General features: G+C 72.1%; 19 protein-coding genes. 15 read left to right on the top strand and 4 right to left on the bottom strand.

Annotated elements, in window-relative coordinates; translation table 11 throughout:
- Positions 1 to 68 precede the first annotated feature (68 nt).
- From AB0M47_RS24300 to AB0M47_RS24275, 6 genes are read left to right on the top strand one after another with little or no spacing between them, the layout of a single operon-like run.
- Entirely contained in the window at positions 69 to 1,076 is a 1,008-nt protein-coding gene (locus AB0M47_RS24300) for a flavin reductase (protein WP_363417880.1), read from the top strand.
- Between the two features lie 4 nt (positions 1,077 to 1,080).
- Positions 1,081 to 2,376, top strand: a complete 1,296-nt coding sequence (locus tag AB0M47_RS24295) for an acyl-CoA dehydrogenase family protein (protein WP_363417877.1) — start codon at positions 1,081 to 1,083, stop codon at positions 2,374 to 2,376.
- Entirely contained in the window at positions 2,373 to 3,845 is a 1,473-nt protein-coding gene (locus AB0M47_RS24290; RefSeq protein ID WP_363417874.1) for an aldehyde dehydrogenase family protein, read from the top strand. Before AB0M47_RS24295 ends, AB0M47_RS24290 begins: the two co-directional genes overlap by 4 nt.
- Positions 3,842 to 4,684, top strand: coding sequence for an isocitrate lyase/phosphoenolpyruvate mutase family protein (locus tag AB0M47_RS24285; protein ID WP_363417871.1), 843 nt, complete (start codon positions 3,842 to 3,844; stop codon positions 4,682 to 4,684). The genes AB0M47_RS24290 and AB0M47_RS24285 overlap by 4 nt, the downstream gene beginning before the upstream one ends.
- The gene (locus tag AB0M47_RS24280; RefSeq protein WP_363417868.1) at positions 4,681 to 5,940 is read left to right on the top strand and encodes an NAD(P)/FAD-dependent oxidoreductase; all 1,260 of its coding nucleotides are present in this window, start codon (positions 4,681 to 4,683) and stop codon (positions 5,938 to 5,940) included. The genes AB0M47_RS24285 and AB0M47_RS24280 overlap by 4 nt, the downstream gene beginning before the upstream one ends.
- Complete coding sequence (locus AB0M47_RS24275; protein ID WP_363417865.1) at positions 5,937 to 7,373, top strand: aldehyde dehydrogenase family protein; 1,437 nt, start codon at positions 5,937 to 5,939, stop codon at positions 7,371 to 7,373. Before AB0M47_RS24280 ends, AB0M47_RS24275 begins: the two co-directional genes overlap by 4 nt.
- 55 nt (positions 7,374 to 7,428) lie before the next feature.
- Here AB0M47_RS24275 and AB0M47_RS24270 read toward each other — a convergent pair whose 3' ends face one another.
- Positions 7,429 to 7,710: a Dabb family protein gene (locus tag AB0M47_RS24270; protein ID WP_363417862.1), complete on the bottom strand. Its 282-nt coding sequence runs from the start codon at positions 7,708 to 7,710 to the stop codon at positions 7,429 to 7,431.
- A gap of 88 nt (positions 7,711 to 7,798) precedes the next feature.
- On the opposite strand from AB0M47_RS24270, the gene AB0M47_RS24265 reads away from it, so the two are divergent.
- From AB0M47_RS24265 to AB0M47_RS24225, 9 genes are read left to right on the top strand one after another with little or no spacing between them, the layout of a single operon-like run.
- On the top strand, positions 7,799 to 9,391 hold the full coding sequence (locus AB0M47_RS24265) for a nitrilase-related carbon-nitrogen hydrolase (RefSeq protein ID WP_363417859.1): 1,593 nt from the start codon (positions 7,799 to 7,801) through the stop codon (positions 9,389 to 9,391).
- Positions 9,392 to 9,399: 8 nt separating this feature from the next.
- Complete coding sequence (locus AB0M47_RS24260; RefSeq protein ID WP_363417856.1) at positions 9,400 to 10,203, top strand: oxidoreductase; 804 nt, start codon at positions 9,400 to 9,402, stop codon at positions 10,201 to 10,203.
- Entirely contained in the window at positions 10,200 to 11,168 is a 969-nt protein-coding gene (locus AB0M47_RS24255) for a dienelactone hydrolase family protein (RefSeq protein ID WP_363417853.1), read from the top strand. Before AB0M47_RS24260 ends, AB0M47_RS24255 begins: the two co-directional genes overlap by 4 nt.
- Positions 11,169 to 11,173: 5 nt before the next feature.
- Positions 11,174 to 12,367 carry an aromatic ring-hydroxylating dioxygenase subunit alpha gene (locus AB0M47_RS24250; protein ID WP_363417850.1) on the top strand — a complete coding sequence of 398 codons (1,194 nt, stop codon included), beginning with the start codon at positions 11,174 to 11,176 and terminating at the stop codon, positions 12,365 to 12,367.
- Positions 12,364 to 13,083 (top strand): hypothetical protein, encoded by a 720-nt coding sequence (locus tag AB0M47_RS24245; RefSeq protein ID WP_363417847.1) that lies wholly within the window; start codon positions 12,364 to 12,366, stop codon positions 13,081 to 13,083. Before AB0M47_RS24250 ends, AB0M47_RS24245 begins: the two co-directional genes overlap by 4 nt.
- Complete coding sequence (locus tag AB0M47_RS24240; protein ID WP_363417844.1) at positions 13,076 to 14,023, top strand: hypothetical protein; 948 nt, start codon at positions 13,076 to 13,078, stop codon at positions 14,021 to 14,023. Before AB0M47_RS24245 ends, AB0M47_RS24240 begins: the two co-directional genes overlap by 8 nt.
- A complete protein-coding gene (locus AB0M47_RS24235; RefSeq protein WP_363417841.1) occupies positions 14,020 to 14,805 on the top strand; it encodes an SDR family oxidoreductase in 786 nt (261 codons plus the stop codon). Before AB0M47_RS24240 ends, AB0M47_RS24235 begins: the two co-directional genes overlap by 4 nt.
- Positions 14,802 to 15,419, top strand: coding sequence for a hypothetical protein (locus tag AB0M47_RS24230; RefSeq protein WP_363417838.1), 618 nt, complete (start codon positions 14,802 to 14,804; stop codon positions 15,417 to 15,419). Before AB0M47_RS24235 ends, AB0M47_RS24230 begins: the two co-directional genes overlap by 4 nt.
- Positions 15,416 to 16,159, top strand: a complete 744-nt coding sequence (locus AB0M47_RS24225) for an arylmalonate decarboxylase (protein ID WP_363417835.1) — start codon at positions 15,416 to 15,418, stop codon at positions 16,157 to 16,159. The genes AB0M47_RS24230 and AB0M47_RS24225 overlap by 4 nt, the downstream gene beginning before the upstream one ends.
- Positions 16,160 to 16,222: 63 nt before the next feature.
- On the opposite strand, the gene AB0M47_RS24220 is transcribed toward AB0M47_RS24225, so the two are convergent.
- From AB0M47_RS24220 to AB0M47_RS24210, 3 genes are read right to left on the bottom strand one after another with little or no spacing between them, the layout of a single operon-like run.
- Positions 16,223 to 16,813, bottom strand: a complete 591-nt coding sequence (locus AB0M47_RS24220; RefSeq protein ID WP_363417832.1) for a neocarzinostatin apoprotein domain-containing protein — start codon at positions 16,811 to 16,813, stop codon at positions 16,223 to 16,225.
- A gap of 27 nt (positions 16,814 to 16,840) precedes the next feature.
- Positions 16,841 to 19,624 carry a branched-chain amino acid ABC transporter permease/ATP-binding protein gene (locus AB0M47_RS24215; RefSeq protein ID WP_363417829.1) on the bottom strand — a complete coding sequence of 928 codons (2,784 nt, stop codon included), beginning with the start codon at positions 19,622 to 19,624 and terminating at the stop codon, positions 16,841 to 16,843.
- Entirely contained in the window at positions 19,621 to 20,343 is a 723-nt protein-coding gene (locus tag AB0M47_RS24210; RefSeq protein WP_363417826.1) for an ATP-binding cassette domain-containing protein, read from the bottom strand. The genes AB0M47_RS24215 and AB0M47_RS24210 overlap by 4 nt, the downstream gene beginning before the upstream one ends.
- Between the last annotated feature and the right edge of the window lie 77 nt (positions 20,344 to 20,420).

The following is a 20,420-nucleotide window of genomic DNA, read 5'->3' as shown; positions in this document are numbered from 1 at the left end:
GGGCGTGCTGGCTGGGCGTTGACACGGACTGTCGGCAATCGTTACCTTCACGGGAACAGCGTTTCCTTATGCGAAACGGAGCCCCGGCGGTGGACAGTGCGCAGCTGCGATCGGTGCTCGGCCAATGGCCGAGCGGTGTCGCCGTGGTCACCACGATAGCCACCGACGCCGACGGCGGCCGCCGGCCACACGGCATGACCGCGAGTTCCTTCTCGTCGGTCAGCCTCGATCCGCCGCTGATCTCGATCTGCCTCGGCGACCATCTGCCCACCCGTGCGCTGGTCGCCGCCTCGGGCGTGTTCTGCGTCAGTTTCCTCGGCAAGGACCAGGCGGACGTCGGCCGCCGCTTCGCCGGGATGCGGCCCGAAGTCACCGACCGGTTCGCGGGCCTGTCCTGGGAGCCGGGCTCCACCGGCTGCCTGCGGCTCGCCGACGGCACCGGCTGGCTGGAATGCCGGGTCGAGCACGCCTACCCCGGCGGCGACCACACGATCTTCGTCGGGCGGGTCCTCGACGCCGGCATCCCCCGCGTCAGCGCGCCGCTGCTGTTCCATTCCCGCTCCTGGGGCCAGCTGGCCGACCCGCTGCCCGACGAGATCACCATCTCCGTGCTGGACCGGCCCGGCTCGGTCTCGCCCGTGCTCGTGCGCGACATCGGCGACCTCCCCCGGGTCGCCGCCCTGGCCGCCGACGGCCACGTGGTCGCGTACGTCGACGACGCGTTCACCGCCGACCGCGAGACCACCGTCCTGGCCACCCTCGACGCGCTCGCGACGCTGCCCGGCGTCCAGATCGGCTGCGCCGAGACCGGGCCCGCGTCTCCGTTGCAGGTCCGTCGCGTCCTGCAAGACGCGGTGGTACGCGTACGCCCCGGCCGCCTGCGGGTGCGTCTGCTCGCCCATCACGGGCTCGGCCTGGTCAACGCCCTCGTGGCGATGAAGAGCGGCGTCCGGGAGTTCGACGCCGTCCTCGACGCCGCGACCGGCGGCCTGGCCGCCCACGATCTGCAGCTGCTTGCCCGGCAACTCGGCGTCGCCTGCCCGGCGGTGCTGCCCGAACTCGAAGCAAGGGAGTAACCGCATGGACCGCCTCACCGGCGAACGTCTCGTCGACGACATGACCGACGCCGAGCGTGCCCGTGCCCAGCGCGTGGAACAGATCCTGCCCGCCGTACGCGCCAACGCCGAACGGGCCGACGCCGACGCCGAGTTCCCGGTGGAGCACATCGCCCTGCTGCGCGAGGCGGGCCTGCTCGGGCTCGTCGTGCCGGAGGAGTTCGGCGGGCTCGGCGGCGGACTGCGCGACCTCGCCGCCGCGACGTTCGCACTCGGCACGGCCTGCCCGTCGACCGCGTTGGCGTACTTCTTCCACAACACCAGCGCATCGAGAGGCCTGCTGCCACTGGAGGCGATCGAGGTCGGCCTGTTCGACGACGCCGACGTGCCACAGGTACGCGCCTTCGCGCAGAAGGTGCTCACCCGGATGGCCGGCGGCACCTGGCTGGCGAACTTCGCCAGCGAGGCGGTCAAGAGCGCCAGCGCCAACATCGCGATCTCGACCACGGCGCGCCCGGCGACCCGCGACGGCGTACCCGGCTGGCGGCTGGACGGCGAGAAGTCGTTCGGCTGCGCGACCGGGGTGGCCGACACCTACCTCGTCACCGCCCGGCTCGACGGCACCACGACCGCCGACGGGCTGGCGCTGTTCCTGGTGCCCCGGCAGTCCGACGGAGTGGCCAGCCGGCCCGCGTGGGACGGGTTCGGCATGCGCGGCTCGGCCAACCACGGCATCACGCTGACCGACGTGTGGGTGCCCGCCGACGAGGCGCTCACCGTGCCCGGCGCGTTCGTGAAGATGCTGCAATGCAGCCGGGGCAGCTTCGTCGGCAACCAGCTCGCGATCACCGCCGTCTACGTCGGCTGCGCCCAGGGCGTCTACGACGACACCCTCCAGCGGCTCACCGCCAAGACCTTCGCCGACACCGGACGGCCGATTGCGGAGAGCCCCATGCACCAGGTGATCATCGGCGACATGACCGAGAACCTGGAGACCGCGTACCTGTGGCTGCGCCGCCAGCTGCTGCTGGAGACCTCCGAACCGCCGCTGGCGCCCAAGGGGGACGTCTACCGGCAGTGGCGGCTGGCCAAGGGCTCCATCTGCGAAGCGGCGTTCGCGGTCGCCGTCGGCGCGTTCAAGGCCAACGGCACCTCCGGCGCCACCCTGCACGGCACCATGGGCCGCGCCCTGCGCGACCTCGCGATGGGCCTGGTCATGACGTTCCCACCGGAGCGCGGGCGACTGGAGGCCGCGTCGATGCTCACCACCGACCGGGCCAACGCGCTGTTCGCTCCGGTCGCCCCGGCTGGTACGCGATGACGACGCCGCCGGCCACCGCGGACCTCGTCGACGGGGTCTGGCAGGACAGCGCGGACGACCTCGGATTCGCCCTGGAGGATCCGACGACCGGCGTCGCCGTGCGCGCCGCGGTCGGCACCGGCACCGACCGGATCGACGCCGCCATCGCGGCTGCGGATACCGCGTACGCCGATCCCGGGTGGTCGCAGTTGCCGGTCGACGACCGGGCCGCCCTGCTGGAGGCGATCGCCGACGCAGTCGACGGCGTCGCACCCCGGATCGCCCGTCTGGAGGCGTACGCGACGGGTGTGCCGGTGCAGCAGACCACGGTCCTGTCGGTGATCCTCGGCGGCGCGTTCCGGCTCGCCGCCGGCCAGCTTCGGCAAGGCTGGCTCAGCACCGCCGTCACCCGCGACGACGGCCGCGAGGCGTACGTGGACCGGCTCGGCTGGGGTCCGGCGGCGTGCCTGGTGCCGTGGAACGCACCCGCGCCGATGGCCGCGCACAAGGTCGCCAACGCGCTCGCGGCCGGGTGTCCCGCCGTCGTCAAACCCAGCGAGTACGCCCCCTACGGCACCCAACTGCTCGCCGAGGCGATCCATCGCGTGATCGCCGACGCCGGGCTGCCCGGCGGGGTGTTCCAGCTCGTCCACGGCGGCGCGCACCACGGCGCACACCTCGTCGGCGATCCACGGATCCGGGCGGTGTCGTTCACCGGCGGGCTCGACGGCGGGCGTGCGGTCGCCGCCACGTGTGCGTACGGGGTCAAGCCGGTGCAGCTGGAACTCGGCGGGAACAACCCGCTCGTGGTGTTGCCGGACGCTGACGTCGACGTGGCCGCGCGCTGCGCCGCCGACCTGCTCACCACGCTCAACGGCCAATGGTGCCGGGCGCTGGGGCGGCTCGTCGTGCCCGCCGACCGGCACGACGAGATCGTCGAGGCGGTGCTGGCCCGGCTGGCCCGGATCCACATCGGACCTCCGTTGGACGAGGCGACCGAGTACGGCCCGCTCGTGCACTCCCGGCATCGGCTTCTCGTCACGGCGGCGATCCAGACGCTGACCGAGCACGGCGGGACGGCACACCGCGCGACGGACGTGCCGCCGGACGGCACCTACCTGCCCCCGACCCTGATCACCGGCGTCGACCCGGAGCACACCACGAACGAGATCTTCGGCCCGGTCGCCGCCGTCCACCCATATTCCACCGTGGACGAAGCGGTGGCGCTGGCCAACGGCACTCCGTACGGGCTGGAGGCGTACGTCACCGGCGCGGACGAGACGGCGGCACTGGCCGTCGCCCGGCGGTTGCGCGCGGGCGAGGTGAAGGTCAACGGCTCCAGCATCATGAGCCTGCACCTGTTCACACCCCGGCCCGCCTGGGGCCTGTCCGGCATCTCCGAAGAGGGCACGGCCGAGACCCTGCGGTTCTTCACCAACGCCCGCGTCGTCGGCGTCGAGGGCGGCTTCGCGCTGCACGGCCGGCCATGACGCTGCGCGACCTGCTGCACGCCGCGGCGATCACGCACCTGCCCGGCGTCTACGACCCGCCGACCGCCGCGCTGGCCGTACGCGCCGGGCATCGGGCCGCGCACCTGTCCGGAGCGGCGTGCGCGGCACTCGACCTCGGGCTGCCGGACCTGGGCTACGTGCACGGCACCCACATCGCCGCCCGGGCGGCCCAGATCGTGCCCGCGCTGGCCGGTACGCCGCTGCTCGCCGATGCCGACACGGGTTACGGCGACGCGCTCCAAGCCGTGTGGACCGCCCGCCGGTACGCCGCGGCCGGCATCGCCGGGCTGCATCTGGAGGACCAGGTGCAGCCGAAACGATGCGGGCACCTGGCCGGCAAGGAACTGGCCGACGCCGACTCGGCCGCCCGCAAGATCCGCGCCGTCGCCGCCGAGGGGCTGAACCTGGTCGTCGTCGCGCGCACCGACGCGTACGCCGTCGCCGGGCTCGACGAAGCGATCGGGCGCGCCCAGCGCTACGTCGCCGCCGGGGCTGACGCCGTGTTCCTGGAAGGCGTGAACGGGCTCGACGAACTCGCCCAGGCGCAGCGAGCCATGCCAGGCGTGCCGTTGGTGCTGAACCGGTCCGAGGCCGGTGACGCCCCGGTGCACGGCGACGCCGACCTGCACGCCGTCGGCGTACGCCTGGTGCTGCACCCGGTCGCCCCGCTGCTGGCCGGTCTGCGGGCCGCGCAGCAGGCGTACGCGTCGATCGCCGCGACCGGGACCGCCGCGGGCCTGGACCGGTTGCCGTGGGCCGAGTTCACCGGGCTCGTCGGACAGGACGAGGCGCTGGCGCTGGACGCGAGGTACGCATGACCGATGTCGTGATAGCCGGAGCGGGTCCGGTCGGGCTGACCGCCGCCCTGGCACTGGCGCAGCGCGGAATCGAAGTGACCGTGCTGGAGGCGGGCGACGGACTGGCCGCCGAGTCGCGGGCGTCGACATTCCACCCGCCGACCCTGGAGATGCTCGACGACCTCGGCATCGCCGGCACGCTGATGGACCGGGGGCTGACCGCGCCGACGTTCGCCTATCGCGACCGGGTCGAGGGTCTGGTGGCGACGATGGATCTAGCGGCCCTGGCCGACGACACGCGGTTCCCGTTCCGGGTGCAGTGCGAGCAGTCGAAGCTGACCCCGATACTCCTGGCGCACGTGCGGCGGCTGGGCGGCCGGGTGCGGTTCGGCTGGCCCGTGGCGGCCGTCGACCAGACCGATGTCGCGGTGACCGCCCGCACGGCCGACGGCCGCGAAATCACCGGCGACTGGCTGATCGCCGCCGACGGCGCCCATTCGGCGGTACGCCGTAGCCTCGGCGTGCCGTTCGAGGGCCTCACCTATCCTGAACGGTTCCTCGTCGCGTCCACAGTCGAGGATCTGCCGGCCATGCTGTCCGGGCTGGCCGAGGTGAACTACGTCTTCGATCCGGTCGAGTGGTCGGTGCTGCTGCGTACGCCCGACCATTGGCGGGTGCTGCTGCCGGTGGCCGACGAGGTGCCCGACGAGGCGGCGCTGGCCGGAATGGACGCCCGGCTGCGGCTGGTCGCCGACCCCGGGCGGCCGTGGCGGGTGGCGCACGCGAGCATCTACCGGGTGCATCAGCGGGTCGCCGCGACCTTCCGATCCGGACGGGTGCTGCTGGCCGGCGACGCCGCGCACGTCAACAATCCCCTCGGCGGCCTCGGCATGAACTCCGGCATCCACGACGCCGTCGCGTACGCCGACGCCCTCGCCGCCGACGCCCTCGCCTCCCCCTCCGCCGACACCGATGCGTCTCGCGACCGAACGCGGCCGTCGGACGACGGCGTGACACAAGCGCGGGACGGCGTGACACAGCCGCGGGACGGCGTTGCCGAGGCGGTCGAACGGGCCGCCGCTCGGCGGCGCCGGATCGCGCTGGAGTTCGTGCAGACCGTGTCGCATCAGAACTACGCCCGGATGTCGGCCACCGACCCCGACGCGCGCCGCGCTCATCTGGACGAGCTGCGGGCGATCGCCGCTGACCCGGCCCGGACGCGGGCGTACCTGCTGCGCAGTTCGATGATCGCCTCGCTGCGGCCGGAGCCGGTGTGATCACCCGACACAATCCCGCCCGGGTGAGCGAGGTCGTCGGCACCCTGCGGGAGACCCCGCCCACCGAGGTCGACCGCCGGGTGCGCGCCGCAGACCGCGCTCAGCGCGACTGGTCGGCACGGACCGTGGCGCAGCGGGCGTCGATGCTGGACGCCGCCGCCGACGCGGTCGATCCGCACCTGGCCGATTTGGCGGTGCTGCTGGCCCGGGAGTCGGGCAAGGTGCGGGCCGACTGTGCGGGCGAGCTGCGTTTCGCGATGATCTTCCTGCGCTGGGTCGCCGGGCGTGCCCCGCAGGTGCTGGCCGATCGGGAGGTCGACGACAGCACGGGCCGGTTGCTACTGACGCGCAAAGCCTATGGCGTCGTCGCGGCGATCACGCCGTGGAACGCGCCGATCATCCTCGCCATGCTCAAGATCGCCCCGGCGCTCGTGGCGGGCAACGCGGTCGTGGTGAAGCCGTCGCCGCTCGCGCCGCTGGCGATCGACCGGGTGATCGGACTGCTCGCGTCGACGTTGCCGGACGGCGTCCTGTCAGCGGTGCACGGCGAGGCCGAGACCGGTGCGGCCCTTGTCGGCCATCCCCTCGTACGCAAGGTCGCGTTCACCGGCGGACTGCAGACTGCCCGGCACGTGGCGCGGGCCGCCGCCGAATTCGCCACCCCGGCCGTCCTCGAACTCGGCGGCAACGATCCGGTGCTGCTGCTGCCCGACGCCGATCTGTCCGCCGAGCCGATGCGGCGGCTGGTCATGGCGTCCTTCGCCACTAGCGGACAGGTCTGCATGGCTGCCAAACGCCTCTACGTGCACCGGTCGCGCCACGACGACTTCCTGGCCGCGTACCGGGTGGCGGCCGACGAGGTCTTGTGCACCGGCGACCCGCTCGCCGACGGGGTCAGCATGGGGCCGGTGATCTCGGCGGAGGCGGTGCGACGAGTCCAGGATCTGGTGGCCGACGCCGCCGGACGGGGCGGGCGCGTGATCACGGTGGGGCGCGCCGACCCCGGCACGGACTTGGCCGCTGGTCATTTCGTGCTGCCGACGCTGGTCGACGGCATCGGCGACGACGCGCCGCTGACGGCCACCGAACAGTTCGGCCCGACGGTTCCCCTGGTGGTCTACGACGACATCGACGAGGTGGTAGCCCGAGCCAATGCCGACGAGCTGGGTCTGGGCGCGTCCGTGTGGTCGGCCGACGAGGATCGGGCGTTCGCGGTAGCCCGCCGGCTGGAGGCCGGGTTCGTCTTCGTCAACACCCACAACCGCACCGGAATGGCGTTGCGGGCCCCGTTCGGCGGGGTCAAACGCTCCGGCTACGGCCGCGAGTACGGCGACGAGGGCATCGTCGAATATGCACAGACGTGCGCGGTGAACGCCCCGGCGGCGTTCCGCGCGGGCGGCGGCGGAGCGCCCGCCAACGCCTACCCGCAGTGAAGCGCCTAGCTACGGTACGCGGCCGGCTGGGGTAGCCCGACCGGCCCGTGGGCGGTCAGATCGTGTAGTCGACGACCGTGCGCGCGGCGAGCCGGGGCCGCAGCCAGGCCGCGACCTCCAGATGGGCTGGATGTTGTTGGTAGCCGAGCAGTCCGTCGGCGTCGTCGTGGGTGCTCGTCATGACCAGATGCGCCGAGACCGGGGTACGCAATTCGTCCAGTCGGACATCAAGGGTGCGGATCTGCGGCACCTCGCCGGCAAGCCCTTCCAAAAGCTCTTTGGCCTTGGCAGCATCGGCTGCGTCGCCAAAGGTCATGAGCACCACGTGAGCGAGCACGGCGACCTCCGGTTGACCCCTGTTGCAAACCCGGATCCGAGTGTACTTTCGGGAAACAGCGTTTCGCTAGGGGAACCGGAGGCGAAAGATGGGCCTGGTGCGCGTCGCCGCAGTGCAGCTCGCGGCGTCCCGGGACGTGGACGCGAATCTCGCCGCCTGCCTCCGGCTGATCGACGAGGCGGCGGCTCAGGGCGCGCGGTTGATCGTCCTGCCCGAGTTCTGCAACCACATGTCGTTCTACGCCGACCGCGCCGAAGCGCACCGGATCGCCACCCGCCCCGGCGACGACTTCCTCACCGCGATCGCCGATCGCGCGGCCCGCCACGAGGTCTACGTCAAAATCAACGTCACCCACGCGTACGCCGACGGCCGCACCGGCGGCACCAACTTCCTGTTCGGCCCCGACGGCAAGCCGCTGGCGCAGTGCGACAAGCAGACCCTGATGGGCGCCGAGAACGACCACCTCGACCCGGCCACCGAAGCCGGGCCGGTCGTCGACACCCCGCTCGGCCGCCTCGGCATGTACGCCTGCATGGAGGGGGTCATCAACGAGGTCGCCCGCGGGCTGGCCCTCCGCGGCGCGCAGGTGCTGCTCAACAGCCTCAACTCGTTCGCCCTCGACGAGGCGTCGCTGCACATCCCGGTCCGCGCCGCCGAGAACAAGACGTGGGTCGTCGCCGCGAACAAGGTCGGGCCGCTGCTGCCCGAGGATCGCCTGCCGCAGCTGAGCGCCGCGCTGGGCGTACCGGCGCAGTGGCTGCACGGGGCAGGCGAGAGCCAGATCGTCGCCCCCGACGGCACCGTCGTCGCCAAAGGACCGCGTACGGGTGAGGCGGTCGTCGTCGCCGACATCGACCCGGACCTCGCCGACGCCAAGCAGCGCCCCGACGGCGTCGACGTCTTCGCCGCCCGCCGGCCCGAGATCTACCGGCCGATCGCCGAAGCACCGCAGGGTCGCCGCCGTGACCCGGGTGCGCCGACCTTGCCCGTCGCCGTCGTACGCGGTGACCCGGCCACTGTGTACACCGAGACGGCGAAGGCAGCTGCTGACGGCGTACTGCTCGTCGTGACACCTGAGGCGGACCCCGCCCGGCTCGCCGAGGCGCTGGCCGGCACTCCAGCGTACGCCGTCACCGCGACCGAAGACGGCGTCGTTCTCGTGGACGCCAGTGGCGTCGTCGGCGTACAGCCGCCGCTGCACGCGTGTGCAGCCGCGCCCGGCACCGAACTGGCGGACGGGCTGCGTACCTTCGACCTGCCGTGGGGGCGGCTGGCCCTGATCGGCGGCTTGGACACACTGTTCCCCGAGGCGTACCGGCTGGCGGCGCTGGCCGACGCCGACGTGGTGGCCTCGCCGTTCACCGCTGTCGAGGACTGGGAGCTGTCGCTGGGCCTGCCCGAGCGCGCCGCGGAGAACCGGCTCAACGTCGTCGCCGCCGCGCCCCTGGACCAGCCCTCGGCGATCTTCGCCCTGTCCGGCGACTTCACCTTGTGGACGGCCTGGCAGGGCCCGTTCACCGGGCGGATCAGCCATCCGCTCGTGCACCACGTTCCCGCCGGCGACGTCGCCGCCCGCGCCGACGTCGCCCCCGCGCAAGCGGCCAACCGGCTCGTCTCCCGACGCACCGACCTGGTCGACGGCCGCCCCTGGCGGCTCCTGGACGCCCTCACAGAAAGGTGACCTCCGCGGTGGCCGAAACCCTTCAGCACGTCGAGGACATGGTCGACAACGCACCCCAGATCGACGTCCACGACACGTTCCACCAGTTCCAGGAGATCCTGGCCGAGCTCAAGGCGAAGATCGACGCCCGTTTCGAGCTTCAGCGCGATCCGTCCACTCTCGACTTGGAGCAGTACGGGTCCTATCCCGACGGTCCGGGCGGGTCGCTGGCCGCCTACAGCGGGCCGGAGGTCGACTGGATGGTGCACTCGTGGCTGGGCAACCCGGCGGCGAGCTTCGCCAACCTGCACCTGACGGTCTGGCTCGGCCCGCAGATCCGGGTGCCGCACCTGGGCATCGCCCTGCTGGTGTGGCCGGAAGGCTGGTTCTACATCGACGGCGTGCCGCGGACCAACCTGATGGTCGACGGCGACTACTACGACCGCTACTACGCCGGCCTGGACGAGGCCTGGCTCGCCCATCGCGCCGACCCCGAGTTCGAGTACTTCGTCAGCCGGGCGGGCTTCATCCGGGCCAGCCTCAGCCCGACGGCCTACTGCTACTCGTTCCCGCGCAACGAGCGCACCATCGGCGTCGTACGCGGCATCCTCACCGACTACGTCGACCGCTGGCTGCGCTGGGTCGACGAGGCCGAACCGGTGCCCGCCGCCGACCGCGCCGCGCAGGCCGAGCTCGACCTGGCCATCCGCCGCAACATCGCCGAGCGGGATCCCGCCAACGTGATGGGCGTGCGCTACTTCGGCCAGGAGACCACCGACCGGCTGGTCCGGGGCCTGTGGGGCGGCGACCGGACCCTGGACCGTCCGCTGTGACCACCGTCCGATCCGTCTGGTGGGCCGCCGCAATCCCGGGCCACGACGCCCCCTTCGACACCGCCCACCTGCGCGTCTACTACCCGGCCCGGCCCGACGGCAGTGACCGGGAGCGGCTGTCCGGGGTGATGGCCGCCGACCCCGACGGCGCGCCCTATCCGGTGGCGATCATCGTCTCCGGCGTCAACGTCGGCCAGGAGGCGTACCGCTGGCTGGCCTGCGAACTGGCGGCCCGCGGCATCGTCACGGTCACCTACGACTGGGTCGGCACCCTGTTCGGCGGGCTACACGGCATCACGCCCGGGGTCGACCTCGACGCCGCGCGGCCCGACGGTTACGGCACCCGGCCGACCACGCCCTCGCTCCAGCCGGTGCTGGCCGCGCTCGCCACGATGACCGGGCCGGTCTCGGGCCTGCTCGACCCGGACCGGGTCGCGCTGATCGGCCACTCGGCGGGCGGGACGGTCGCGTTGCAGTCCGCCCGGTTCGTGCCACAGGTCCGGGCGGTGGCGACCTACGGCGCCCACACCATGGTCGCCACCATGCTGGGCTGGCCGGCGGGCACCGTGCTGCCCGCCCAGGCCGACTGCCCGGTCCTGCTGATCGCGGGCACGAACGACGGGGTCATCAACGGCTCCGCCGACCGCTACGGCGAGGACGCTCAGACCCGCGCGGACCCGATCTCCCGCACCTTCGCCGAGGCGCTGCCCGACCGCGACGGTCAGAACCTGCTGGTACGCCTCGACGGCGCGAACCATTTCGCGATCGTCGACCCCGTGGACCACACCGCCGCGCGCGCCTTCCTCGACCTGCCGGCCGGCGGCGATCCGGCGCAGACTCGCGACCTGCTGGCCGACCTTCTCGGCACGTTCCTGCGCACGCACCTGGCGGCCGAGCCCGAGGCGGGCGCCCACCTGGAAAAGCTCGTCCAGCACCCCGGCATCGCCTCGATCCAGCGGAGGTAACCGTCATGTTGAAGAACTTCTGGTACGCCGTCGAATTCGCCGACCGGGTCACCACCAAGCCGGCGCGGGTGACGGTGCTGGGCCAGCACTTGGCGCTCTACCGCACGCCGAAGGGCCGGCCGGTGGCGTTGTCGGACCTGTGCGTACACCGCGGCGCGGCGCTGTCCGGCGGGTGGACCAAAGGCGACTGCATCGTCTGCCCCTACCACGGCTGGGAGTACGAGCCGGACGGCGCGTGCACGAAGATCCCGGCGAACCTGCCCGGGCGCGCCATCCCACGCAAGGCTCGTGTCGACTCCTATCCGGTGCAGGAGAAGTACGGCTTCCTCTGGGTCTACCTCGGCGACCTGCCCGAGGCCGAACGCCCGCCGATCCCGGTCTGGCCGGAGTTCGACGACCTGGTCCAGGACGGCGGCCGGTTCCGCGCGGTGACCGGCGAGTTCCTGTGGCACGCCAACTACGAGCGGATCCTGGAGAACGGCTGCGACATCGCCCATGCCCCGTTCGTGCACGCGGGCGCGTTCGGCAACCCCGAGCGTCCGGAGGTCGCCGAGTACGAGGTGGAGTCGCCGGACGAATGGTCGGCGTTCGCCACCGTCGACCTCTTTCCCCCGGCGCCCAGGGGCATCTGGAAGATGATCAACCGCAACCGGGCGGATCTGGCGCACCGCCCACCGGTCACCACGTCAGCCGGCTGGATGCTGCCGAACATGATCAAGCTGCATGTCCGGCTGCCCATCGGCGATCTGGTCATCTACGACACCAACATCCCGATCGACGAGACCACCACGCTGGTCAAGTGGGTGGCGTTGCGCACGTTCTTCACGGGCAAGTGGGCCGACAAGAACGCCGTCCAGCGCACCTTGAAGATCTTCTATCAGGATGCCGCGGTGGTCGACAAGGTCCGCCCCGAGCTTCTGCCCTTCGACCTCGGCGCGGAGCTGCACATCAAGAGCGACCAGATCGCGGTGCACTACCGCCGCCGCCGGCAGGAGCTGGCGGCCAAGGGCTGGCTCATCTCCGACGAGGACAAGATCATGGGCGACGTGCCCCGCCGCGAGGCGACCGTCATCCCCTCGCCGGCCCGCAAGGAGAACCCCGAACTCGCCCGCGCCTGGGTGCACAAGGCCCGCGGCGAGCACCCCACCGTTCAGGCCGCCTGGGACGCCGCGGCGGCCGCCGCCGAGGAGACGCCGTGAGCCTGCCCTTCGACCTGTGCGACCGCACGCTGACCTCGATCCTGGACCGCCATCCGGACCTGGCCGAGACGCCGACGCCGCTGGCCACGCTGACCAGCCCCATGTCACCCGACCCGGTCGGCTCGGTACGCGTCTTCCGCGGCAAGGCCGTGGCGAAGGTGGTCTACGTCGGGCTGGTCGTCCCCGCGATCCACCTCGACAGCCACATGATCTTCGCCTTCACCCCGGCGACCTCGGCGGTGCCGCACTTCACGCTCGACTCCGTCTACGGCGGTTCCTACCACGCGTTCCACCTGGACCTGATCCCCCGCGCCGAGCTGGCCAACCATCTGTCCTACCTGGATGCGGCGTTCCATCCGCTCAGCCCGCTCGTCGAACAGGCCGCCGCGCTGCCCGGCCTGTCCCCGGCCGCCGTCGGCCCCCGGCAGCGGGCGGTCATGTCACCGTGGATGCTGGTCAACCGCGCCGACGAGGCGGCCTTCGGCGAGATCGGCCGATTCGTGGACGCGTACGCCGAACACTGGTCCGCCCTCGTCCACCAGGGCCTGCCGGACGACGTGCTCGCCTCGCTGGCCGACACCGATCTGGCGGCCCGCGACGCCGCCGTGCGCGCCAACCTGTTCAGCCGCGACGTCGACCCCGTGTGGGGGCAGGTCTCGCGGCTGCTCGGCGACGCGACCGCCGACGCCATCCGGGCGGAACTGACCGATGAGTGAGCCGAGCGAGTGGCAGAAGCGCATCGCCGGTGAGTGGCACGGGCGTCCGTCGCTGTTCGACGCCACCGGCACGTGGTGCGGGTTCGAGGAGATCCGCCGCTCGTCGGTCTTCGACGACGGCGTCACCACGTACTACATGGACGGCGGCCTGATCGGCGGCGGGCCGCTGGCCGGGCAGTTCCGCCTCGGCGCGCCGTTCGCGTTCGGCGTGGTCGACTCCGACGCCGATCGCGTCTACACCGGACCGGACTTCTTCGGCACCGGCCAGCCCTACGGCTCGTTCGTCGACTCGCACTACTACGGGCCGGGCTGGCAGGTCGACCTCAACACCTGGAATCAGGTGCTGCCCGACGGGCAGACCCAGGTCTACTCGTCCGTGCTCTACCAGGGCTGGTCGGTCGTCGGCTGCTTCAACGGGCTCTACACGCGTACCACCGACCACGCCGACAACCCGCAGACGCAGAGCCGCGTCACGCAGTTCCTCGACGCCGAGACCCGGCGCGGCCCGGTGCCGTTCATAATGCCCACCAAACACTCCGGGCGCTTCCACGGCGCCTGCGAGGTGTGGGGCGCCGACCAGAAACTGCGCGGCACGGCCGACGTCGAGATCGCGCTCGAACCGATCGACCTGCTGCACACCCGCCGCACGATGACGTTCACCGGCGCGTTCGAGCACACCGCGCAGGCGGTCGCCCGCCGCGACGGCAACCGGCACTTCGTCGAAGGGCCGCAGGCGTGGGGCAACGGGATCGGCTTCGGCCGGGCCGTCTTCGGCTCGCTGCACCTCCTGGGCACGACCAAGCTCAAGACCCGCGAGTACGCCCTCGACGCCGAACCGGGCATGTCGGCCGGCGGGCGGCTCGCCGTCGTCTACGAGATCTCCGACGGCAACCGGCTCGACGCGGTGCTGCACGGCGTACTGGAATGGGAGCCGGCGTGAGCAAGGTCGTCGTCGTCACCGGCGGCACCCGCGGCATCGGCCTCGGCCTGGTCCGCGAGCTGACCGCCCGGCAGGCGCAGGTGGTGTTCTGCGGCCGGTCCGCCGACGGCGTCGCCCGTGCCCAGGACGCGGTGCCGGGCGCGGTCGGCGTCGTCGCCGACGTGACCGATCGAGCGGCGCTGCACCGGTTGTGGGACACCGCGGTCGAGCGGTTCGGCCGGGTCGACATCTGGATCAACAACGCGGGCCGGACGGCCTCCCGGCGACCGCTGTGGCAGCTGGACCCGGCCGACCTGAAGGAGACGGTCGACCTCAACGTCACAGCGCTGCTGAACGCCAGCGCGGTCGCGCTGGCCGGGATGATCGGTCAGGGCTCGGGCGCGTTGTGGAACATGGAAGGGCTCGGCTCCGACGGCCGGCATCAGCCCGGCCTGACGACTTACGGCGCGACGAAACGAGCCGTCACCTACGTCACCGACGGACTGGCCCGGGAGATCGCCCAGGCGGGCGTACCGGAGGTGACCGTGCATCATCTGTCTCCCGGCATGGTCGTGACCGATCTGCTCATCCACGACTACTCGCCACAGGAACTGGCCCGGGTCAAGAAGATCTTCAACATCCTCGCCGACCGCGTCGAGACCGTCACACCGTGGCTGGCCGACAAAGTCCTGGCCGGAGCGCCCCATGGAGCCCGGGTCGCGTGGCTGACCCGGGGCAAGGTGTTGCTACGGTTCGCCACGGCGTTCCGGGGACGCGACGTGTTCGGGGAGCCGGCCGCGTGAACACCCCCGACTATCCGCTCGTCCTGGCGATCGAGGATTTCGTCCCGACGCTGCTGGCGTTCGCCGGCTTCTACCTGCTCGGCGGCGTACGCCAGCCGCAGGTCGGCCGCACGGGCGCGGTGCTGATCCTGGCCGGCGGCGTCGCCAAGTCGACCTGGAAGCTGATCGTCTCGGCGGGCGGCCCGGATCTGCCGTGGTTGGAAGGCCTGCTCTTCCCGATGATGGCGGCTGGCGCGGCGATGCTGCTGTGGGCCCTGCACAGCGAGCGCATGCCCTGGTGGCCGTACGCCGGCATCGTGATCGCCGCCGGCGTCGCCGGGGTGGCGCTGGGCAGCGTGGAGCCGGTGTTCCTGCTGGCGACGCTCGGGGTGACCGCGATCAGCGTCACCGGCGTGGTGCTGGCGCTGCGCGCCCGCGCCGTCGTCGCGGCCGCGCTGTTCGTGGTGAGCGTCGTGGCCGTCGGCTCGCTCGCCCCGCTGCGCGGCAGCGACCACCACGCGACCCTGCTGTACCAGTGGATCGAACAGGGCACCAACACCTTCGCGCAGGCGGCGTTCCTGCTCGCCGCCTGGCTGACCGTCTCCGCCCGCCGCCGATGGGAGCCCGCACCATGACCGACGCGCTCGGCTGGCGCCGCAAGTTCGGCGTCATCGCCCCGTCCACCAACACGATCGTCGAACCCGACTTCTATGCCATGACGGTCCCAGGTGTGACGGCGCACTTCTCCCGGATCCACATCCGCAACCAGGACCTGTCCGACGACGCGAACTTCGAGAACCTGCTCGTGCAGATCCGCGCCGAGATCGGCGCCGCCTGCGAGCGGGTGCTGACCTGCGAGCCCGACTACATGGTGATGGGCATGTCGGCGGAGACGTTCTGGGGCGGGGTCGAGGGCAACCGGGAGTTCGTCCGGCAGATCCACGACATCACCGGGCTGCAGGTGGCCACCGGCGCGGAGGCGTGCGAGCGAGCGCTGCGACTGTACGGAGCGCGGCGCATCGGTGTGGTGACGCCGTATCAGCCGGTCGGCGACCAGAACGTGGTCCGGTTCTTCTCCGAGATCGGCTTCGAGGTCGCCGCTATCGAGGGGCTCAAGTGCCCCACCGCTGTGTCGATCGCCCACGTCACCGAGGCTGAGCTGCGCCGGGCGATCCTGGCGGTGGACGGGCCGGATGTGGACGCGATCGTGCAGTGCGGGACCAACCTGTCGATGGTGCGGCTGGCCGACGAGGCGGAGCGATGGCTCGGCAAACCGATCATCGCGATCAACGCGGCGACGTGGTGGATGGCGTTGCGCGACAACGGGATCACCGATCAGGTCTACGGCGCGGGCAGCCTGCTGCGCGAGCACTGACGGGCGTTGCTCCTCAGCCCTCCGGGTGCGCCCGTCAGTTCGGCGGGCGCACCCGGACAGCCGTCAGGCCTGCCGGCGTCGTAGGCGGGCGGGCATCAGCAGCACCAGCCCGATACCGGGGAGCAGCAACGCCGTCGCGCCGAGCACGATGACCCAGTGTTCGTCGCCGGGCCCGGTCTTGGCCAGCGTCGGCGCCGAGGATCCGGTGGCCTTCGGCGACGCCGTCGAGCCGGTCTTGCCGAAGCTGATCTTCTTGCTGGTCTTGTTCTTCTTGATCTCGTCGTCGCTGGCGCCGGACGGCAGCAGCTGGGCGGCGATGACGCATTGGCGCTTGGTGCAGTCGAACGAGCCGAACTTGATCGACAGCTTGAGCGTCACCGAGGGGATCTTGCCGTTCGCGTCGGCGTTGACGAACTGGGCGCCACCGGCCAGGTTGCAGTCGGTGGGTCCCGCGACCTCGGCGATGCACTGCCCGATCGCGATCTGCTTGATGTTCGGGGTGAATCCGGATCCGGTCACGGTGATGCGCTCGCCGTCGGCCAGTCCGCTGGCTTTGCTCAGCGTCAGGCTGGACGCCGCCCAGGCGGTGCCCGGCAGGATGAGCACGACGGTCGCCAGCGCAGCGACGGCCGCCGCCACGCGTCTGAACCACATGGGACTCTCCTCTCTTCGGATGCGCGTTTACAGGGACACGCCGGACCGGTGCACGGCGGCGTGATCGTCGCCGAGGTACGAGGCGACGACGGCCGGGTGACGCAGGATCTCCGCCGGGACGCCGTCGGCGATCACCCGCCCGGACTCCATCGCGACGATGCGGCCGGCGACGGTGGACAGCAGCGGCAGATCGTGCTCGATGACCAGCAGTGCCACGCCGAGTTCGGCGTTCACCCGGCGCAGCAGCGCGCCGAGGGCCACCCCGTCGGCCTGCGAGACACCCGAGGACGGCTCGTCCAGGAGCACCAGCGTCGGCTCCAGCGCCAGCAAGCCGGTCAGCTCCACCATCCGGCGGGTGCCGGTCGACAGCGCACCGACCGGCTGGTCCGCGATCCCGGCGAGACCCACGAGGTCGAGCAGATCCGCCACCCGGGCCGCCTTGCGCCGCTCCGCCCCGGTCGCGCCGAGCACCCCGGCCAGCAGCCCGCTGGGAGTGGTCCGCTCCTGGGCGACCAGGAGGGTCTCGCGTACGGACAGCGTCGGGAACAGCCGGGCGTCCTGGAAGGATCGCACCAGGCCCAACCGCGCCCGGCGTTGTGGGCTCATCGCGGTGACGTCGCGACCGGCGAAGCGCACGGTCCCGGTCTGCGCAGCGGTGAACCCGGCGACGATCTCGAACAGGGTGGTCTTGCCGGCCCCGTTCGGGCCGATGACGCCGACGACTTCGCCCGCTCCGACGGTGAGGTCCACGCCCGTGACGGCGTGCACCCCGCCGAACGAGCGCGACACCGAGCGCACGTCCAGGACGGTGCCGCCGGCCGCGACGGCAGCCGGACCCCGAAGCAGGACGCCGGCCAACCCCCGCCCCGCCAGGCTGACCGGAGCCGCCGCATCGACCGAAGCCGCCCCGGCGACCGGAGCTGCCCGGCTGACCGGAGCTGCTTCGCTGGCCGGAGCCGTCTCGCGTACCGCTGGTTCCGCGCGGCGAGGCCGGGCCAGGCGGAACCGCTGGGCCAGCCCGGCGAGGGCCCCGCCCAGGCCGCTGGGCAGGAAGAGGACGACCGCGAGCCACCCGACCGTCAACGCGGCCTGACCGGGAATGCCCAGATCCACCAACCCCGGTACGCCGACCAGCAGCACCGAGCCGAGCAGCGGCCCGGACAACCGGCCGATGCCGCCGACGACGGTCAACGCCACCACGTCGATGCCGGCCGACGGGGGGAAGCTGTTCACCGTGAGCAGGCTCTGCCCGTGGCCGATGACCACCCCACCCAGCCCGGCCAGCACGCCCGCGATCGCGTACGCCTGCAGCCGCCGCACGCGTGGGTCGACGGCGAACGCTCGGACGGCCTGCTCGTTGTCGCGGGCGGCTCGCACCAGCCGGCCCAGTCCCGACCGGCGGACGTTGTCGGCGATCCACAGCCCCAGTGCGAGCATGAGCACGGCGAACAGGTAGTAGTCCTTGGCCAGTACCAGCGGATAGGAGGCCACCTGCGGCCGGGCCGCTTCCAGTCCGTCGCCGAGGAAGATCTCCTGCCGCAGCACCCATGCGCTGGTGGCCAAGGCGAACGCCAGCGTGGTGGCGGCCAGCGCGACGCCCCGCAACCGCACCGCGGGCAGGCCGGTGAGCACCGCCGCAGCCGCCGCGGCGGCACAGCCACCGGCCGCGGCGAGTACGAAGTCGCCGGTGACGGCAGCCAGATGCAGGCTGACTGCCGCACCGATGCCGGCGAAGGCGACCTGGCCCAACGACAGCTCGCCGCCGATGCCGGTCACGACGAACACCGACAACCCGATCAGGGCGAACCCGACGATCGTGGTGAGCACCGACGCGACTTCGTTGGTCACCAGGTACGCCAACGCCGCCGCCACGAACAGTCCCACGGCCGCGACGGCGAATCGGCGTACGCCGGTGGGGGCGGGCGGGACCGGCCAGGCCGGTTCGGCCGTCGCCCGGCGACCCAGGACCGGCTGGGCGAGCAGCGCCACCAGGATGAACACGGCCAACGCCAGTGCCACCGCCCCGCGCCCGGCGCCCTCGGCGAGCAGGATCTGTTCGGCCACACCGAGACCGACACAGGTGGCGAACGCGATCGGCAGCGACGCCATCCGCCCGGCCACCGCACCGGCCAGCCCCCGCAACAGCAGATCCGGGCCGAGCGTCTCGATGGACTGCGTACCTTGCGTCGGGGTGACCAGGACGGCGGAGAAGGCGGCGACCGCACCGGCGATGCCCCAGGCGAGCGTGGCCATGCGGCCCGGTGGGACGGCGTTCAGCACGGCCGCCTCACCGTCGTCGGCGGCCGCCCGCACCGCCAGCCCATGCCGGCTGCGCCGCAGGAACAGCCCGAGCGCGGCCAGCAGCACCGGCGTGAGCAGCGCCATCGCGACGAACGCCGGGCCGATCGGCGTACGGCTGACGGTGAACGACGGCAGCCCCGGCGGCTGCGGGAACCGGCTTCCGGCCAGCCCGTCCCGGTTGACCAGCAGCGCCAGGATCAGCACGAACTGCGACAGGCCCAGCGTGGCGATCATCCCGATGACCGCCGGTCGGCCCCGCAACCGGCGTACCACTCCGGCCTCGATCCCGGCCGACACGGCCGCCCCGGTGGCCAGCGCCAACGGGAACGCCCACCAGTACGGCAGGCCCGCATCCGTCACCAGGCCGGCGAAGACCGCCGCCGCCAGCACCCCGACCGAGCCGTGCGCGAAGTTGATGAACCGGCTCGACCGGTACGCCAGCACCAGCCCGACCGCGAGCAGACCGTAGGTGAACCCGGTGAACAGACCGAGGAGGACGGCGTCGATCACGCGTGCCCCCCGAGCGTCAACGCGGCGGCCAGGTCGGGCCGCGCCCGCAGCTCGGCGGCGGTGTGCTCGGCGGCCACCGCGCCCTTCTCCAGGAAGTACAGCCGGTCGGCCAGCATGGTGGCGACGTTGACGGACTGCTCGACGACGACGACGGTCAGCCCGGTGGCGTTGAGCCGGCGCACCATCTGCATCAGCCCGCCGACGACGATCGGCGCCAGGCCTAGCGACAGCTCATCGATCAGGAGCAGCCGAGGCCGTTGGATCAGCGCCTTGGCCAGCACGAGCATCTGCCGTTCGCCGCCGGACAGGGTCGCCGCGGGCTGGTCCGCCCGCTGGGCGAGGCGCGGGAAGACCGCGAGCGCTGCCTCGACGCCTAGCCGGACGTCGGCGCTGCGCTGGGCGTACCCGTGGATGCGCAGATTCTCCACAACGGACAGTGAGCCGAACGCGGACTGACCGACGACGGTGGTGACGCCCAAGCGGACCCGGCGCACCGCGGGGGTCCGGGTGATGTCCGCGCCGTCGAACGTGACCGTGCCCGCGTCAGGTCGCAGCAGGCCGGACAGTACGCGCAGCAATGTGGACTTGCCGACACCGTTGGGTCCGCAGACCGCGACGGTCTCCCCCGCCGTGACCCGCAGCGACGCTCCGAACAGGACTTGGATGCGGTCGTAGGAGGCGTCGACTCCGGACACGGTGAGCAGGTCAGGGGGTGGCAAAGGGCACCTGCGGTGACCGTCCACAACCGATGCTTTGGGGGCAACGACGTGTTTCTCACCCCCTCCTGAAGGAGCAC

It is taken from the genome of Hamadaea sp. NPDC051192 (assembly GCF_040682475.1).
GTDB lineage: Bacteria > Actinomycetota > Actinomycetes > Mycobacteriales > Micromonosporaceae > Hamadaea > Hamadaea flava.
The sequence above is the reverse complement of the archived record's forward strand: the minus strand, read 5'-3'. Positions and strand labels throughout refer to the sequence as shown.

What these genes read in the sequence shown, in the direction of transcription:
- AB0M47_RS24300 (WP_363417880.1), top strand. Translation starts at nt 69, where the DNA reads ATGCGAAACGGAGCCCCGGCGGTGGACAGTGCGCAGCTGCGATCGGTG.
- AB0M47_RS24295 (WP_363417877.1), top strand. Translation starts at nt 1,081, where the DNA reads ATGGACCGCCTCACCGGCGAACGTCTCGTCGACGACATGACCGACGCC.
- AB0M47_RS24290 (WP_363417874.1), top strand. Translation starts at nt 2,373, where the DNA reads ATGACGACGCCGCCGGCCACCGCGGACCTCGTCGACGGGGTCTGGCAG.
- AB0M47_RS24285 (WP_363417871.1), top strand. Translation starts at nt 3,842, where the DNA reads ATGACGCTGCGCGACCTGCTGCACGCCGCGGCGATCACGCACCTGCCC.
- AB0M47_RS24280 (WP_363417868.1), top strand. Translation starts at nt 4,681, where the DNA reads ATGACCGATGTCGTGATAGCCGGAGCGGGTCCGGTCGGGCTGACCGCC.
- AB0M47_RS24265 (WP_363417859.1), top strand. Translation starts at nt 7,799, where the DNA reads ATGGGCCTGGTGCGCGTCGCCGCAGTGCAGCTCGCGGCGTCCCGGGAC.
- AB0M47_RS24250 (WP_363417850.1), top strand. Translation starts at nt 11,174, where the DNA reads ATGTTGAAGAACTTCTGGTACGCCGTCGAATTCGCCGACCGGGTCACC.
- AB0M47_RS24240 (WP_363417844.1), top strand. Translation starts at nt 13,076, where the DNA reads ATGAGTGAGCCGAGCGAGTGGCAGAAGCGCATCGCCGGTGAGTGGCAC.
- AB0M47_RS24225 (WP_363417835.1), top strand. Translation starts at nt 15,416, where the DNA reads ATGACCGACGCGCTCGGCTGGCGCCGCAAGTTCGGCGTCATCGCCCCG.
- AB0M47_RS24220 (WP_363417832.1), bottom strand. Translation starts at nt 16,813, where the DNA reads ATGTGGTTCAGACGCGTGGCGGCGGCCGTCGCTGCGCTGGCGACCGTC.